Raw genomic sequence first — 13927 nt, 5'->3', positions numbered from 1 at the left:
CATGAGTGATTCCTACAGCGATCCCCAACAACAGGCGGGACAGGGAGACGGCGGCCGAGATGGTCAGCGCAGTCGTGGCAACCGTGGTGGCGGCCGTGAGGGCGGAGGCTTCCGGATTCGTCTGAGTGACAACGAAATGCGCTCAGCCCGGGCCCTGCAGGAGGCCTTCAATCTCCGCTCGACCGTGGCTGTGCTGGGTTTCGCGGTCCGCAGCCTTGGCCAAATGCTGGAGGACGGCCAACTCGACGCTCTGATCGAACAGCAGAAAAATCAGCCTGCCCGAGGTGGCCGGCGTGATGGTGGTGGTCGTGGCCGCCGCTTTGACGATGAGCGTGGTGGCCGTGGGTCCCGTCCGAATCCCTTTGCCCGACCAGCCAAACCCCAGCCGGAGGCTGCAGCTGAACCGGTTGCCGAGCCGGAGGCCGAACCAGTAGTGGAGCCGGTGGTGGAGTCAGAAGCAGCCGCCAGCGACGACACCAATACTGCAGCAACCGAGGCCTGATTGATGAGCCGGCCAAGGGTTCTTTCCGGGGTGCAACCGACCGGAGCACTGCACCTCGGCAATTGGCTGGGTGCCATCCGCAATTGGGTTGATCTGCAGGAGACCCACGACACCTTTGTATGTGTTGTGGATCTCCATGCCATCACCGTTCCCCATGACCCCAGCCGCCTGGCTGAGGACACCCGTTCCACAGCAGCGCTTTACCTGGCCTGTGGCATGGACCCCAAACGCTGTTCGGTGTTTGTGCAGAGCCAGGTGGCAGCCCACAGCGAACTGTGCTGGTTGCTGAATTGCGTCACGCCGCTCAACTGGCTGGAGCGGATGATTCAGTTCAAGGAGAAAGCGGTGAAGCAGGGGGACAACGTCTCCGTGGGCCTGCTGGACTATCCGGTCTTGATGGCCGCAGACATCCTTCTCTACGACGCTGACCTCGTGCCCGTCGGCGAGGACCAGAAGCAGCATCTGGAGCTGGCGCGGGACATCGCCCAGCAGCGCATCAATGCCCGCTTCGGCGGCAAAGACACGCCGGTGCTCAAAGTGCCCAAACCGCTGATCCTCAAGGAGGGGGCACGGGTGATGAGCCTGACGGATGGCCGCAGCAAGATGAGCAAGAGCGATCCCAACGAGGGGAGTCGCATCACGCTTCTGGACCCTCCAGAGCTGATCACCAAAAAGATCAAACGCGCCAAGACCGATCCAGAGCGTGGCCTCGAATTCGGCAACCCCGATCGACCGGAAACCGACAACCTGCTTGGGCTCTACGCAATCCTGAGCGGCAAGGGGCGGGAGCAGGCCGCCACTGAATGCGCCGAGATGGGTTGGGGACAGTTCAAGCCGCTGCTGGCCGAAGCCACCGTGAGCGCGCTGGAGCCCATCCAGGCCCGCTACCGGGAGCTGATGCAGGACCCCACAGAGCTCGATCAGGTGCTGAGAACAGGCCGTGAGAAGGCCGAAACCGTGGCCAATGCCACGCTTGAACGGGTTCGGGATGCCTTGGGCTTCGCCCGACCAGCCTGATCAGCAACAAAGAGAAGCATTAGCTGCTCTGATCAATGCGACGGCCATGGGCTCGAGCCATGACCCCTGAGGCTTGAGTGAGACAACGCCAGCCGCAGAGGCGAGTCTCGCAAGACTCTCAGCCTTCTCTCAGCTGCATATACACAGCACAGACAACGCGTCAACCCCTCAGGCGCCGATCTCGCGTCCAGACCTCGTGGGCCAGCACTGTGATCGTCCACCTGATTGCTCTGTGTGCGTCGCCTTTTTTCTGTGTTCAGCCCAGCCACCCGTTGGAGCCGGCCTGTCGTCGGTGCAGCTCTGACCGCAGGATTGGTGTTGTCCGCAGGAGCCAAACAGCCGCTCCAGAACGCAGTAGCGCCCGCAGAACAGTCTGAGCAAAGCGCTATCAGCAGCCGCAACACCAGCCGCCGCGCCACCCTGTCCTCCGGCACGGAGGGTGGTCGTTACGAGCTGACACCTGAGCGACGCGCCCTGCTCAACACCATTCGCTACGCCGAGGGGACCTGGAAAGACGGCGAAGACAAGGGCTACCGGATCATGTATGGGGGCGGGCAGTTTCAGGACCTCTCACGTCATCCCGAGCGGGTGATCGTGAAGCGCTACACCAGCGCCGCAGCGGGGGCCTATCAATTCCTGCCCAAGACCTGGAAGGGCGTGGCGAAGGAGCTCAAGCTGTCCAGCTTCGAGCCCAGGCATCAGGACCAAGCCGCTCTGCACCTTGTTGAGCGTCGCGGTGCTCTCAAGGAAATTGACCGGAAAGGGCTGACCAGGAACGCCATGGCGAAGCTGGCTCCCGAATGGGCATCCTTCCCCACCTGGACTGGCCGCTCCGCCTACGGTCAACCGGTGAAGAGCCCTCAGGAACTGGCGAGCTTCTACAGCAGCAACCTGCGCCAGCTGCGCAATCAGCTCGGGGCCTGAGGCGAACGGTTCGACCCCAACCTTGCGGCTAGGGCCCACACCTCCGTGACCAAGCCATGCCACGGGTTCATCACCTCCATCGAAACGGCCATGGGCTGCGTTGATGCAGCCACAAGGGAGCGCGTTGCAGCAATGGCTTTCTTGCCGTCCTGCAGCCGCTCCTCCATAAGTCGGCGCTCCTGCAACGGCATCACCTCCTCCGGACAGGCCTGCAGAAGCTCCTCACCGCGCTGAAACCAATGCTCGAAGTCATCGAGCAGGGATGCCAGCAACTCATCCAACAGTGCACCAGCGTCCTGGTTGGTTGACTCACCCACCTGTAGCCCTCGGGTCTCGCCCATAGGATGGCGGGCCCTGAAACTAAACCGGTGAGCAGCGCTGCAGCAACCACCCCAGCCCCTTCAGCACCGGTGGTTCTGCCCAAGACCAGCGAAAGCGATCAACTGCTGAAGATTCGGCACTCCATGAGCCATGTGATGGCCATGGCTGTGCAGCAGTTGTTTCCCAAGGCACGCGTCACCATCGGCCCCTGGACCGAAACAGGTTTCTATTACGACTTCGACAATCCCGATCCCTTCACCGAGGCCGACCTGAAGGCCATCAAGAAGGGGATGATCAAGATCATCAACAAGAAGCTGCCTCTCGAACGGGTCGAGGTGAGCCGGAACGAGGCCGAGGAAAAAATCAAAGCCCAAAACGAGCCCTACAAGCTCGAGATTCTTGAAGGCCTGCAGGAGCCGATCACCCTCTACACCCTTGGTGAGGACTGGTGGGACCTCTGTGCTGGCCCCCACGTTGATCACACCGGCCAACTCAATGCCAAGGCCTTCGAGCTGGAAAGCGTGGCAGGCGCATACTGGCGAGGCGATGAAACCAAAGCGCAGCTGCAACGCATCTACGGCACGGCCTGGGAAACCCCGGAACAGCTGGCGGAGCACAAACGTCGCAAGGAAGAAGCGCTTCGCCGCGACCATCGCCGCATCGGCAAAGACCTCGACCTCTTCTCCATCGAGGATGAGGCCGGGGCTGGTCTGGTGTTCTGGCACCCCCGCGGTGCCCGCATGCGCCTGTTGATCGAGGAGTTCTGGCGCCAGGCCCACTTCGAGGGCGGATACGAGCTCCTTTACACCCCCCACGTGGCGGACATCAGCCTCTGGAAGACCTCAGGCCACCTCGACTTCTACGCCGAGAGCATGTTCGGCCCGATGGAGGTGGACGAACGGGAGTACCAGCTCAAGCCGATGAACTGCCCGTTCCACGTGCTCACCTACGCCAGCAAACTGCGCAGCTACCGGGAACTGCCGATCCGCTGGGCGGAGCTTGGAACGGTGTATCGCTACGAGCGGCCCGGCGTGATGCACGGTCTGATGCGGGTGCGGGGCTTCACCCAGGACGATGCCCACGTGTTCTGCCTGCCGGAGCAGATCAGCGACGAGATCCTGAAGATCCTCGATCTCACCGAACGGATCCTCTCCGCCTTCGATTTCAGCAATTACGAGATCAACCTCTCCACCCGCCCCGAGAAGTCCATCGGCGATGACGCCGTCTGGGACCTGGCCACCAAGGGACTGATTGAAGCCCTGGAGCGCAAGGGTTGGGCCTACAAAATCGATGAAGGCGGCGGTGCCTTCTACGGACCGAAAATCGACCTCAAGATCGAAGACGCCATCGGCCGGATGTGGCAGTGCTCCACGATCCAACTGGATTTCAACTTGCCGGAACGGTTCGAGCTCGACTACATCGCCGCCGACGGCAGCAAGCAGCGGCCGATCATGATCCACCGCGCCATCTTCGGTTCGCTGGAGCGTTTTTTCGGGATCATGACCGAGAACTACGCCGGCGATTACCCCTTCTGGCTGGCCCCCGAGCAGGTGCGTCTGCTGCCGGTCACCGACGAGGTGCAGCCCTACGCCGAGCAAGTGTTGGACCAACTCACCAAAGCTGGCGTTCGCGCCACCATTGACCGGAGCGGTGACCGGCTCGGCAAGTTGATCCGCACCGGTGAACAGATGAAGATCCCCGTGCTGGCGGTCATCGGTGCCAAGGAAGCGGAACAGAACGCCGTGAGCCTTCGCAGCCGACGGGACGGTGACCTCGGGGTCACAGCGGTGGCCGACCTTCTCAGTGCTGCCCAGATGGCCAACAGCGAGCGCGCCGCGGGCCTGGAGCTGAACCGATGACGGATTCCCCTGTGCAGCACCTGGCCGATCTCGCGCGTCTGCGGGGAGCGCCGGAGCTGCCTGCCCAGATCAGAAACGAGCTGCGAGGAGAACTCGATCAGGCGATGGCCAAGGCCAGCTGGTTCACCATCGGCGTCATGGCCCCGTCCAGGGAGCAGGCCCTCACAGCGCTGCGCAGCCTCGAGCAATGCCAACAGTGGGAGTCGCTTGAGCTCGTCGACAGCCCAGAGGAGCAGGGCCCTGTTTTCTTGAAAGCCAATCAGAAGGGGGGCACGATCCGCATTCGGATCGAACACGGCCTTGGCGAAGGAATTCTGATCAGTGGCCACGGTGACGGCGACACCACGCCAAGCACCACATGGGGACCGCTTCCACTGGACTTCTTCTCCTGAGCCAACCACGCTAGTAGGAGTTGCCGCAGCCCTGGATGGCCACCACCACACTCCTGGCGGGGGACATGGGAGGCACCAAGACTCTGCTTGCTCTCTACGGGAGTGAAGCGGGCCAGCTGCGCCTGCTGCATCAGGAACGGTTCCGCTCGGGAGAATGGCCATCCCTTGAGCCGATGCTCGAGGCCTTCCTCAGCAATCGCCCCGCTGATCTCCCAGCTCCAGCGCATGCCTGCATCGCTGTTGCCGGTCCGGTGCGACACAGGGAGGCCAGGATCACCAACCTGCCCTGGAGGTTGCGGGAGGCCGACCTGGCGCGGGCTGCGGGCATGGAACAGCTCGAGCTGGTGAATGATTTCGGCGTGCTGATTTACGGGCTGCCCCATTTCGACAGCCATCAGCAGGTGATCCTTCAGAAGGGCCACCAAGACGAGGGCCCTCTGGCCATTCTTGGGGCCGGCACCGGTCTCGGCATGGCGCGAGGCCTCCAGAGCGAACAGGGACTGTTGGCCTTGGCGAGCGAAGGAGGGCACCGCGAATTTGCTCCGCGCAATGAAGCGGAATGGGAGCTGGCCTCCTGGCTCAAACAAGACCTCGGCGTGAGCCGCCTGTCGATCGAACGAATCGTGAGTGGCACCGGCCTGGGGCATGTGGCCCACTGGCTGCTTCAGAAACCCGATGCCGTCATGCACCCCCTGCGCGGCGTGGCTGAGGCTTGGCGGCGCAACAGTTCCAACGATCTTCCCGCTCAGGTGAGCGTTGCCGCTGAAGGGGGTGATCCCTTGATGCAACGCGCGTTACAGCTTTGGCTGGAGGCCTATGGCTCAGCGGCAGGCGATCTTGCCCTTCAAGAACTCTGCACAGGAGGCCTATGGGTTGGCGGGGGCACCGCATCAAAACAATTGAAGGGACTGCAATCCGCCAGCTTTCTCAATGCGATGCGCGATAAGGGACGCTTCCGCGAACTGATCGAAGGGATGCAGGTCACAGCGGTGATCGATCCCGATGCTGGACTCTTCAGTGCAGCCTGTCGCGCCCGGATGCTGGCGGAGTCAGGTGGGACACTGGCCTGAGCAGAGGATCAGCGATGGCGCAGCCGCGCATCGGTCAGAAAGTGGTCGTGGACGTCCCGGCAACCACCGCCAATCTGGGCCCCGGATTTGACTGCCTCGGTGCAGCCCTTGATCTGAACAACCGCTTCGCGATGCGGCGGATCGAAGGGGGCGGTGAACGATTTGAGCTGATCATTGAGGGAACAGAGGGCAGTCACCTCCGGGGTGGGCCTGAGAACCTCGTTTACCGAGCGGCCCAACGGGTGTGGAAAGCTGCTGGGCTGGAACCCGTCGCCATTGAGGCACGGGTGCGTCTTGCCGTGCCGCCGGCACGGGGACTGGGCAGCAGTGCCACAGCGATCGTGGCGGGATTGATGGGAGCCAATGCCCTCGTCGGTGAGCCCCTCTCCAAGGAGAAGCTGCTGGAGCTAGCCATCGATATCGAAGGTCACCCCGACAACGTTGTGCCCTCGCTTCTTGGGGGCCTCTGCATGACCGCCAAGGCCGCATCGAAGCGCTGGCGCGTGGTGCGTTGCGAATGGACGCCGAGCGTGAAGGCGGTCGTGGCGATTCCATCGATTCGCCTGAGCACCAGTGAAGCCCGCCGGGCCATGCCAAAGGCCATCCCCGTTGGCGACGCTGTGGTCAACCTGGGTGCCCTGACGCTGCTGCTGCAAGGGCTGCGCACCGGCAATGGTGATCTGATCTCCGACGGCATGCACGATCGGTTGCACGAGCCTTACCGCTGGCGCCTGATCAAAGGCGGCGACCAGGTCAAACAGGCCGCCATGGACGCGGGAGCCTGGGGCTGCGCCATCAGCGGAGCCGGACCAAGCATCCTGGCTCTGTGCGAGGAAGACAAAGGCCCGGCCGTCAGCCGAGCCATGGTCAAAGCCTGGGAGGCGGCGGGGGTAGCCAGCCGCGCGCCGGTGCTGAATTTGCAGACCTCAGGCAGCCACTGGCAACCGGCCGACGATGAGTAGATCCACCTAAACAGGGCATTCAGCCCTGTTAGCTTTGTTAAAGATTGCGGACACGGAATGGACGCTGGGTTAGCAGAGCTTGCTGTCTCGGGCAGTCCTTTCCCTTGGTTATCGCTGATTGTGCTGTTGCCAGCGGCAGCAGCTCTGGTGCTGCCGCTGGTTCCGAGCAGCGAAGAGAAGCCATCCCCCGCGCCCAAGATCATCACCCTGGGCGTCCTGCTGGTCGATCTTCTTTTGATGATGGGGGTGTTTGCCACCCGCTTCGACCCCAGCACTGAAGGGCTGCAGCTGGTGGAGCGGGTGAGCTGGCTCCCAGCACTCGGACTGGAATGGTCCCTTGGTGTGGATGGTCTTTCAGCACCTCTCGTGGTGCTGAGCGGCCTGGTCACATTCCTTTCTGTGGCGGCCAGCTGGTCGGTTCAGCGCAAATCACGGCTGTACTTCGCCCTGATGCTTGTGCAGGCCTCGGCCCAGGGCCTGGTCTTTCTGTCGCAAGACTTCCTGCTCTTCTTCCTGGCCTGGGAGCTGGAACTTGTTCCCGTCTACCTGCTGATTGCCATCTGGGGCGGACAAAACCGCCAGTACGCCGCGACCAAATTCATCCTCTATACAGCCCTGGCCTCTCTGCTGATCCTGATCAGCGGACTGGCACTGGCCCTCTCCGGTAACACGTTCACCTTCAACATCACGGAACTAGCGGCTCGTTCTCCGGGCGGCAGCTTCGGCCTGTTGTGTTACGTGGGTTTCTTGATTGGCTTCGGCGTGAAACTGCCGATGTTCCCGCTCCACACCTGGCTGCCCGATGCCCACGGTGAGGCCAACGCTCCGGTGTCGATGCTTTTGGCCGGGGTGCTCCTGAAGATGGGCGGCTACGCCCTGCTGCGCTTCAACGTGCAGATGCTTCCAGAAGCGCACGCCACCTTGGCGCCAGCCCTGGTGATCCTTGGGATCGTGAACATCGTTTACGGCGCCCTCAACGCCTTCGCCCAGGACAACGTCAAACGCAGGATTGCCTGCAGTTCCGTGAGTCATATGGGCTTTGTGCTGGTGGGGATCGGTGCCGTTGATGCCCTGGGAATCAGCGGAGCCATGCTCCAGATGGTGAGCCATGGCCTGATCGCAGCCGCGATGTTCTTCGTGACGGGCGTGTTCTATGAGCGCACCAAGACCCTCTCGATCCCCAACATGGGCGGACTGGCCAAGGCACTGCCCATCACGTTTGCCTTCTTCCTGGCCAGCTCCCTGGCGTCGCTGGCGCTGCCGGGCATGAGTGGCTTCATCAGTGAAATCACCGTGTTCCTTGGCATCACCAGCCAGGAAGCCTTCACGTCAGTGTTCCGATCGATCACCGTTCTGCTGGCCGCCATCGGACTGGTGCTCACACCGATTTATCTGCTCTCCATGTGCCGACGGGTGTTCTTCGGCCCCAGGATTCCGGCCCTGGCCAGCGTCGCTGACATGCGCCCCAGGGAGCTGGTGATTGGCCTGAGCCTGCTGGTGCCAACCCTGGTGATCGGCATCTGGCCCCGCATTGCCATGGACCTCTACGAAGCTTCCACCAACGCTCTGGCCCTGCAGTTCATTGCCAGCTGAGATGTCGACTGTTTCCCCCCTCCTGCACGGCCAAGGGCTTCCCGAGTTCCGGGCCATTTCCCCTGAGCTCGTCAGCACAGACATCCCGGTTTTGCTCGCACAGCTGGATCGGGACTTCACTGCGCTCGAGCAGGCTCTTGAGACAGCTCTCGCCGGACCCTCGAAGCTGTCCTGGGAACGGGTGATGCAACCGCTGCAGGCCATCGGCGAACGGCTGCGTTGGAGCTGGGGTGTGGTGTCACACCTCAATGGCGTCTGCAATTCCCCTGAGCTGCGCGATGCCCATGCCGCCCAGCAACCTGATGTTGTGCGCCTCAGCAACCGGCTTGGCCAAAGCCAGATTCTTCATCGGGCCTTGATGGCCCTCCAAAGCGATCCCTCCGAACCGCTCAACCCAACCCAGGAGCGGATCCTGAAATCCGAGCTGCTCTCGATGCAGCAGCGCGGTGTTGGCCTCAGTGGCGATGAGAAAGCAGCCTTCAACAGCACCAGTGAACGCCTGGCTGCTCTCTCCACCCAGTTCGGCAACCACGTGCTCGATGCAACGCAGCAGTGGACCCTGAAACTCAGCCAGCCCCATGAGGTGGAAGGCCTGCCGCAACGGGCCTTGGAGGCACTGGCCGCCGCAGCGCGTGAAGCAGGGGATGCTGATGCGTCTGCGGAGTCCGGCCCGTGGCTGCTGGGACTGGACATGCCCCGCTATCTGCCCTTTCTCACCCACGCCAACAACCGATCCCTGCGGGAGAAGGCCTATCGCGCCCATGTGGGGCGGGCCAGTGAAGGCGAACTCGACAACCGGGCACTGATCGAGGAGATCCTGACCCTGAGGCGCGAGCAAGCGTCCCGCCTGGGCTATGCCCATTGGGCTGACCTCAGCCTCAGCGCCAAGATGGCTGACGATGTTCCGGCGGTGGAAGCACTGCTGGAAGAACTGCGCGCTGCGGCATACCCAGCAGCTGAGCAAGAACTGCAGGATCTCCAAGCCATCGCCAGGGAGCACAAGGCCCCCGAAGCCTATGAGCTGGCCCCTTGGGACATCGCCTACTGGTCGGAGAAGCTGCGCCAATCCCGGTTCGATCTGGACCAAGAGGCGCTGCGCCCCTGGTTCCCGCTGCCGCAGGTGCTCGAAGGACTGTTCAGCCTTTGTACACGTCTGTTCGACGTCGAGATCGTTGCCGCCGACGGCGAGGCACCGACTTGGAACGACGATGTGCGCTTCTTCCGGGTGAAGCGATCCGATGGCACACCGATTGCAGGCTTCTACCTCGACCCTTACAGCAGGCCCGCCAGCAAACGCGGCGGAGCCTGGATGGATGAATGCCTGGGCCTGAGCAAGAAACCCGATGGTTCTGTGGTGCTGCCGGTGGCCTACCTGGTCTGCAACCAGACCCCACCTGTGGGCGACACACCCAGCCTGATGAGCTTTGAGGAAGTGGAGACCCTCTTCCATGAATTCGGCCATGGGCTCCAGCACATGCTCACCACCGTTGAGGAACCGGAAGCCGCCGGCATCAGCAACGTGGAATGGGATGCCGTGGAACTCCCCAGCCAGTTCATGGAGAACTGGTGCCTTGATCACGCCACCTTGATGGGCATGGCGCGCCACTGGCAAACCGGTGAACCCCTGCCTGAATCGGAATTCAACAAGCTGCGCAGCAGCCGCACCTTCAATGCAGGCCTCGCCACCCTGCGGCAGGTTCACTTTGCCTTGAGTGACCTTCGTCTCCACAGCCAGTGGACCCCGGAACTTGGCGTCAGCCCAGACGGACTGCGCCGTGAGATCGCGGCCACCACCACGGTGATGGATCCCATCCCGGAGGATCAGTTCCTCTGTGCCTTCGGCCACATCTTCGCGGGGGGCTACTCCGCCGGGTACTACTCCTACAAGTGGGCTGAGGTGCTCAGCGCAGATGCTTTCTCCGCTTTTGAGGAGGTGGGTCTGGATCAGGAGGATCAGGTGCGTGCAACGGGAGCCCGCTTCCGCGACACCATACTCAGCCTCGGTGGCAGCCGATCTCCAGCAGAGGTGTTTGAAGCCTTCCGAGGCCGTCCTGCCAGCACCGAAGCCCTGATTCGCCATTCCGGCCTGGTGGCCGCGGCCTGATCTCAGGCGCGCAAGCTGCTGCAGAGCCGTCGAATCGCGGCGGGGTGGCTGATCAGTTGCTGATGGGTCCAGACCGGTATTTCCTCACACCGGCCCATGGGCAGAACGGCCCTCCAGCCGGGACACACCATCAGATCCCAGCGGCAAAAGAAACTGGAGCACTCGACCCCAGCCAGGGCATCGGGTTGGCGATTCAGCTCGCGCAGCAGGCGACTTCCCACTTTCATGTCTGCCGCACCGGCGAGGAGCGGGCGGGGAATCATCTGAGCAGCCAGGGTGCCCTGCTGCGGGCTGCCCACACTGAGGAAGCGCCGGGTGCGCTGCACCCCCCCCAGTTCCTGCAGCCAGATCCTGCCGATCACGCCCCCCATCGAAAACCCCAGAAGATCGACCCTGGTGTCAGCACCAAAGCGCTGCTGGATGTGCTGATCCAGGCGAGAGGCCAGCTGCCGCAGGGGAATCCAACCCAGACCATGGGGCAGATGCGGCGCCAGCAGCGGGCGATCGGGCTGGTCCAACCCCTGAATCAATCGATGAAACAGGCGGGGCGTGTCCCAGAGACCATGGACCAGCACCAACGGGATGCTCACAGGGCTGATCTACCGCCATGGCGGGAGCGTTCCACGAACACGCGGCCGTTAAATCCTGGAACCGGTGCAGCACATTTGGTCAATCGCAGCCAGACCGGGATGGGCCCGTACAACGTTTCCAGCCGATCCAGCATCTGCTCGCTGAAGTGCTCGATCGTGAGGCAACGAACCTGCCGGGACAAGCCTTGCAGGGCCTGAATGGCCACGCCGTAGTCCAGGCTCCGGCTCAGGTCGTCGGCCACTGCAGCAGCCTTCAGATCGAGCTGAACACTGAAATCAAGGCTGAACCATTGGCCATCCCGACGTTCGTGTTCCAATACCCCGACGTGGGCCCACAACCGCAGGTCCCTCACACCGATGCAATCCATCAGAGCGGCCGATCGATGTGGGTGAAGACGCGGCTGCCGTTGGCGTAGTCGGCAGCGATGTGGCCCTCGCCGCGCAACCGATAGCGGTAGGTCACCAACCCTTCCAGACCAACGGGTCCGCGGGGCGGCAGGGTCTGGGTGCTGATGCCCACCTCAGCGCCGAATCCGTAACGGAACCCATCGGCGAAGCGGCTGGAGCAGTTGTGATAGACCCCTGCGCTATCCACCGCTGCAAGGAAACGATCAGCCGCCTGGGCATCCTCCGTCAGGATCACTTCGGTGTGACGCGAGCCATAGGAGCGGATGTGATCGGTGGCTGCCTCGAGATCGTCCACCAGCTTCACCGCCAGGATCAGATCCAGATACTCCGTGCTCCAGTCCTCCTCCGTGGCCGCTTCCGCCACACCAAGGGCCACGCTCTCGGCATCGCCCCGCAGCTGAACCCCGGCAGCAGCGAAGGCCGGCAGCGCAGCGGCGAGAAAAGGCTGCGCAATCGAGCGGTGCACCAGCAAGGTCTCAATGGCGTTGCAGGCGGCGGGGTACTGGCTCTTGCTGTCCACCGCCACCCGAACGGCTTTGTCGACGTCGGCCGCCGCATCCACGTAGAGGTGGCACACCCCATCGGCATGGCCCAGCACCGGAATGCGGGTGTTGTCCTGGATGAAGCGCACCAGTTCGTTGCTTCCCCTGGGAATGATCAGGTCCACGAGGCCATCGAGACGCAACAAGGCCAGGCTTTCTTGACGGGTGGTGAGCAGAGCCAGGGCATCGGCAGACACCGGACTGGCCGCCAGGCCTGCCTGCAGAGCCTCCATCACAGCCTCATTGGTGCAGCGAGCCTCACTGCCGCCTTTCAACAGAGCACCGTTGCCCGAACGGATCGCCAGCGAGGCGATCTGCATCACCGCATCCGGCCTGGCTTCAAAGATCACACCCACCACCCCGAGCGGAACGGAGACCCGTTCCAGCACCAGGCCCTGATCCAGCTCCCGATGCAACTGACGACAACCCAGCGGGTCACTGAGGCTGGCCACCTTGCGGACGCCATCAATGGCCGCCGCCAACTTGGAGTCATCCAGCTTCAGCCGCGCCATCAAAGCCGGCGCCAACCCCTCGGCTGCAGAGCGTTGGAGGTCTTCACGGTTGGCCGCGAGGATGCTTTCCGCACGGTCGGTCAGCGCGTCCGCCATCGCCTGAAGCGCCTGAGCTCTCTGGCCGTCATCGGTCTGCCCCAGATCAACAGCAGCACGGCGGACAGCCGCGGCACGCTGCAGCAACGCAGCAGAAGGCTCTGGAACGCTGGACATCAAGGCAATCAATCTGGAGCCATCATCCCGTTCAGCCGCTGCAGAGCGAGCCGCGCAGCCCCCAGGCGTCCAGCGCCGTTCCCCAGACAGGCGGCTTCGATCCGCAACCCCTCCCTTGAGACGACCTGAACCCGCGACTCCACCTCGCGGCGCACCGCCGGCAGAAAGTGGCGGGCAGCACCGGCCAGGCCGCCACCCAGCAACACCAACTGCGGCGTGAACACGTACACCAGCGAAGCAACGCCACAGCCAAGGCGCTCGCCGTAACGGCTCCAAACCTCCAGGGCCTCCGGATCACCAGCATCGGCCTCTGCACTGAGCTCGCGGGGATCGCGATCACACAAGCGCCGCAGGCCAGTGATGCTGGCGAACTGCTCCAGGGAGCCACGGTTACCGCTGTTGCAGGCCGGACCATCGGGCTGAACCCCGATCAGACCGGGTTCCGCTGCAGCACCGTTGTGGCCCGTGAACAACTCACCCCTTAGAAGCACCCCCCCTCCCACACCGGTTCCGAGGGTCAGCAGCACCACATCATCAACACCACGGGCGGCGCCGAGCCAGGCCTCACCGACCACCGCACAGTTGCCGTCATTGGCAAGGGTGACCCGGCGGTTGAGCCTGGACTCCAGCCAATCCGCCAGCGGCACGTCCTCCCAGCCGGGCAGGTTGATGCAAACCCGGGCCACCCGAGCCGCCGCATCCATGGGACCGGGGAGGCCTATGCCGACCGCCTCAGCAGCATGCTCAGGATCAATCTGTTCAATGGCGTCACACAGGGCCATCGTCACGGCGCCAGGTACGGCGGGCTGCGGTGTGGGGCATTGCGCTTCCGCCAGCACCGTTCCATCATCACGAATCCGGGCCAGCTTGATCGCCGTGCCCCCGAGATCCACTCCAATCACCTGCGCGGTAGGCATG

General features: G+C 63.1%; 14 protein-coding genes. 9 read left to right on the top strand and 5 right to left on the bottom strand.

Going from position 1 to position 13927, the window contains the following annotated elements; translation table 11 throughout:
• Position 1 precedes the first annotated feature (1 nt).
• The 3 genes from DXY35_RS09460 to DXY35_RS09450 all read left to right on the top strand — a co-directional run bounded on the left by DXY35_RS09460 (position 2) and on the right by DXY35_RS09450 (position 2443).
• Positions 2 to 502, top strand: coding sequence for a hypothetical protein (locus DXY35_RS09460; protein WP_115082092.1), 501 nt, complete (start codon positions 2 to 4; stop codon positions 500 to 502).
• A 3-nt stretch (positions 503 to 505) separates the two neighbouring features.
• A complete protein-coding gene (gene trpS / locus DXY35_RS09455; RefSeq protein ID WP_115082091.1) occupies positions 506 to 1519 on the top strand; it encodes a tryptophan--tRNA ligase in 1014 nt (337 codons plus the stop codon).
• 234 nt (positions 1520 to 1753) lie between these two features.
• Positions 1754 to 2443 (top strand): glycoside hydrolase family 104 protein, encoded by a 690-nt coding sequence (locus DXY35_RS09450; RefSeq protein ID WP_244273071.1) that lies wholly within the window; start codon positions 1754 to 1756, stop codon positions 2441 to 2443.
• On the opposite strand, the gene DXY35_RS09445 is transcribed toward DXY35_RS09450, so the two are convergent.
• Positions 2428 to 2784 carry a DUF2605 family protein gene (locus DXY35_RS09445; RefSeq protein WP_115082090.1) on the bottom strand — a complete coding sequence of 119 codons (357 nt, stop codon included), beginning with the start codon at positions 2782 to 2784 and terminating at the stop codon, positions 2428 to 2430. The genes DXY35_RS09450 and DXY35_RS09445 overlap by 16 nt on opposite strands.
• 3 nt (positions 2785 to 2787) lie before the next feature.
• On the opposite strand from DXY35_RS09445, the gene thrS reads away from it, so the two are divergent.
• From thrS to DXY35_RS09415, 6 genes are read left to right on the top strand one after another with little or no spacing between them, the layout of a single operon-like run.
• The gene (gene thrS / locus DXY35_RS09440; protein ID WP_115082089.1) at positions 2788 to 4623 is read left to right on the top strand and encodes a threonine--tRNA ligase; all 1836 of its coding nucleotides are present in this window, start codon (positions 2788 to 2790) and stop codon (positions 4621 to 4623) included.
• Complete coding sequence (locus DXY35_RS09435) at positions 4620 to 5015, top strand: DUF1824 family protein (RefSeq protein WP_115082088.1); 396 nt, start codon at positions 4620 to 4622, stop codon at positions 5013 to 5015. Before thrS ends, DXY35_RS09435 begins: the two co-directional genes overlap by 4 nt.
• Before the next feature lie 35 nt (positions 5016 to 5050).
• Positions 5051 to 6085: a glucokinase gene (glk, locus tag DXY35_RS09430; RefSeq protein WP_115082087.1), complete on the top strand. Its 1035-nt coding sequence runs from the start codon at positions 5051 to 5053 to the stop codon at positions 6083 to 6085.
• Positions 6086 to 6099: 14 nt separating this feature from the next.
• The gene (gene thrB / locus DXY35_RS09425) at positions 6100 to 7047 is read left to right on the top strand and encodes a homoserine kinase (protein WP_115082086.1); all 948 of its coding nucleotides are present in this window, start codon (positions 6100 to 6102) and stop codon (positions 7045 to 7047) included.
• A gap of 57 nt (positions 7048 to 7104) precedes the next feature.
• Positions 7105 to 8640, top strand: coding sequence for an NAD(P)H-quinone oxidoreductase subunit 4 (locus DXY35_RS09420; RefSeq protein WP_115082085.1), 1536 nt, complete (start codon positions 7105 to 7107; stop codon positions 8638 to 8640).
• A 1-nt stretch (position 8641) separates the two neighbouring features.
• The gene (locus DXY35_RS09415) at positions 8642 to 10744 is read left to right on the top strand and encodes a M3 family metallopeptidase (RefSeq protein ID WP_115082084.1); all 2103 of its coding nucleotides are present in this window, start codon (positions 8642 to 8644) and stop codon (positions 10742 to 10744) included.
• Between the two features lie 2 nt (positions 10745 to 10746).
• On the opposite strand, the gene DXY35_RS09410 is transcribed toward DXY35_RS09415, so the two are convergent.
• Genes DXY35_RS09410 through DXY35_RS09395 form a run of 4 tightly spaced genes read right to left on the bottom strand, consistent with a single transcriptional unit; the run spans position 10747 to position 13926 of the window.
• Positions 10747 to 11334, bottom strand: a complete 588-nt coding sequence (locus tag DXY35_RS09410; protein WP_114988318.1) for a triacylglycerol lipase — start codon at positions 11332 to 11334, stop codon at positions 10747 to 10749.
• Positions 11331 to 11702: a dihydroneopterin aldolase gene (locus DXY35_RS09405; protein ID WP_114988319.1), complete on the bottom strand. Its 372-nt coding sequence runs from the start codon at positions 11700 to 11702 to the stop codon at positions 11331 to 11333. Before DXY35_RS09405 ends, DXY35_RS09410 begins: the two co-directional genes overlap by 4 nt.
• On the bottom strand, positions 11702 to 13009 hold the full coding sequence (locus tag DXY35_RS09400; protein WP_170950579.1) for a glutamate-5-semialdehyde dehydrogenase: 1308 nt from the start codon (positions 13007 to 13009) through the stop codon (positions 11702 to 11704). The genes DXY35_RS09405 and DXY35_RS09400 overlap by 1 nt, the downstream gene beginning before the upstream one ends.
• Positions 13010 to 13017: 8 nt before the next feature.
• Entirely contained in the window at positions 13018 to 13926 is a 909-nt protein-coding gene (locus tag DXY35_RS09395) for an ROK family protein (RefSeq protein ID WP_115082082.1), read from the bottom strand.
• Position 13927 lies beyond the last annotated feature (1 nt).

The sequence above is a fragment of the Synechococcus sp. N32 genome, from assembly GCF_900473895.1.
In the GTDB taxonomy this organism is placed as follows: domain Bacteria; phylum Cyanobacteriota; class Cyanobacteriia; order PCC-6307; family Cyanobiaceae; genus Parasynechococcus.
Note: the sequence above shows the minus strand (reverse complement) of the source record. Positions and strands in the feature narration are given on the sequence as shown.

Bases quoted from the DNA above. Each gene is read 5' to 3' on its own strand.
- DXY35_RS09405 (WP_114988319.1), bottom strand. From the start codon at position 11,702: ATGGATTGCATCGGTGTGAGGGACCTGCGGTTGTGGGCCCACGTCGGG.
- glk (WP_115082087.1), top strand. From the start codon at position 5,051: ATGGCCACCACCACACTCCTGGCGGGGGACATGGGAGGCACCAAGACT.
- DXY35_RS09460 (WP_115082092.1), top strand. From the start codon at position 2: ATGAGTGATTCCTACAGCGATCCCCAACAACAGGCGGGACAGGGAGAC.
- trpS (WP_115082091.1), top strand. From the start codon at position 506: ATGAGCCGGCCAAGGGTTCTTTCCGGGGTGCAACCGACCGGAGCACTG.
- DXY35_RS09415 (WP_115082084.1), top strand. From the start codon at position 8,642: ATGTCGACTGTTTCCCCCCTCCTGCACGGCCAAGGGCTTCCCGAGTTC.
- thrS (WP_115082089.1), top strand. From the start codon at position 2,788: ATGGCGGGCCCTGAAACTAAACCGGTGAGCAGCGCTGCAGCAACCACC.
- thrB (WP_115082086.1), top strand. From the start codon at position 6,100: ATGGCGCAGCCGCGCATCGGTCAGAAAGTGGTCGTGGACGTCCCGGCA.
- DXY35_RS09395 (WP_115082082.1), bottom strand. From the start codon at position 13,926: ATGCCTACCGCGCAGGTGATTGGAGTGGATCTCGGGGGCACGGCGATC.
- DXY35_RS09400 (WP_170950579.1), bottom strand. From the start codon at position 13,009: ATGTCCAGCGTTCCAGAGCCTTCTGCTGCGTTGCTGCAGCGTGCCGCG.
- DXY35_RS09435 (WP_115082088.1), top strand. From the start codon at position 4,620: ATGACGGATTCCCCTGTGCAGCACCTGGCCGATCTCGCGCGTCTGCGG.
- DXY35_RS09445 (WP_115082090.1), bottom strand. From the start codon at position 2,784: ATGGGCGAGACCCGAGGGCTACAGGTGGGTGAGTCAACCAACCAGGAC.
- DXY35_RS09420 (WP_115082085.1), top strand. From the start codon at position 7,105: ATGGACGCTGGGTTAGCAGAGCTTGCTGTCTCGGGCAGTCCTTTCCCT.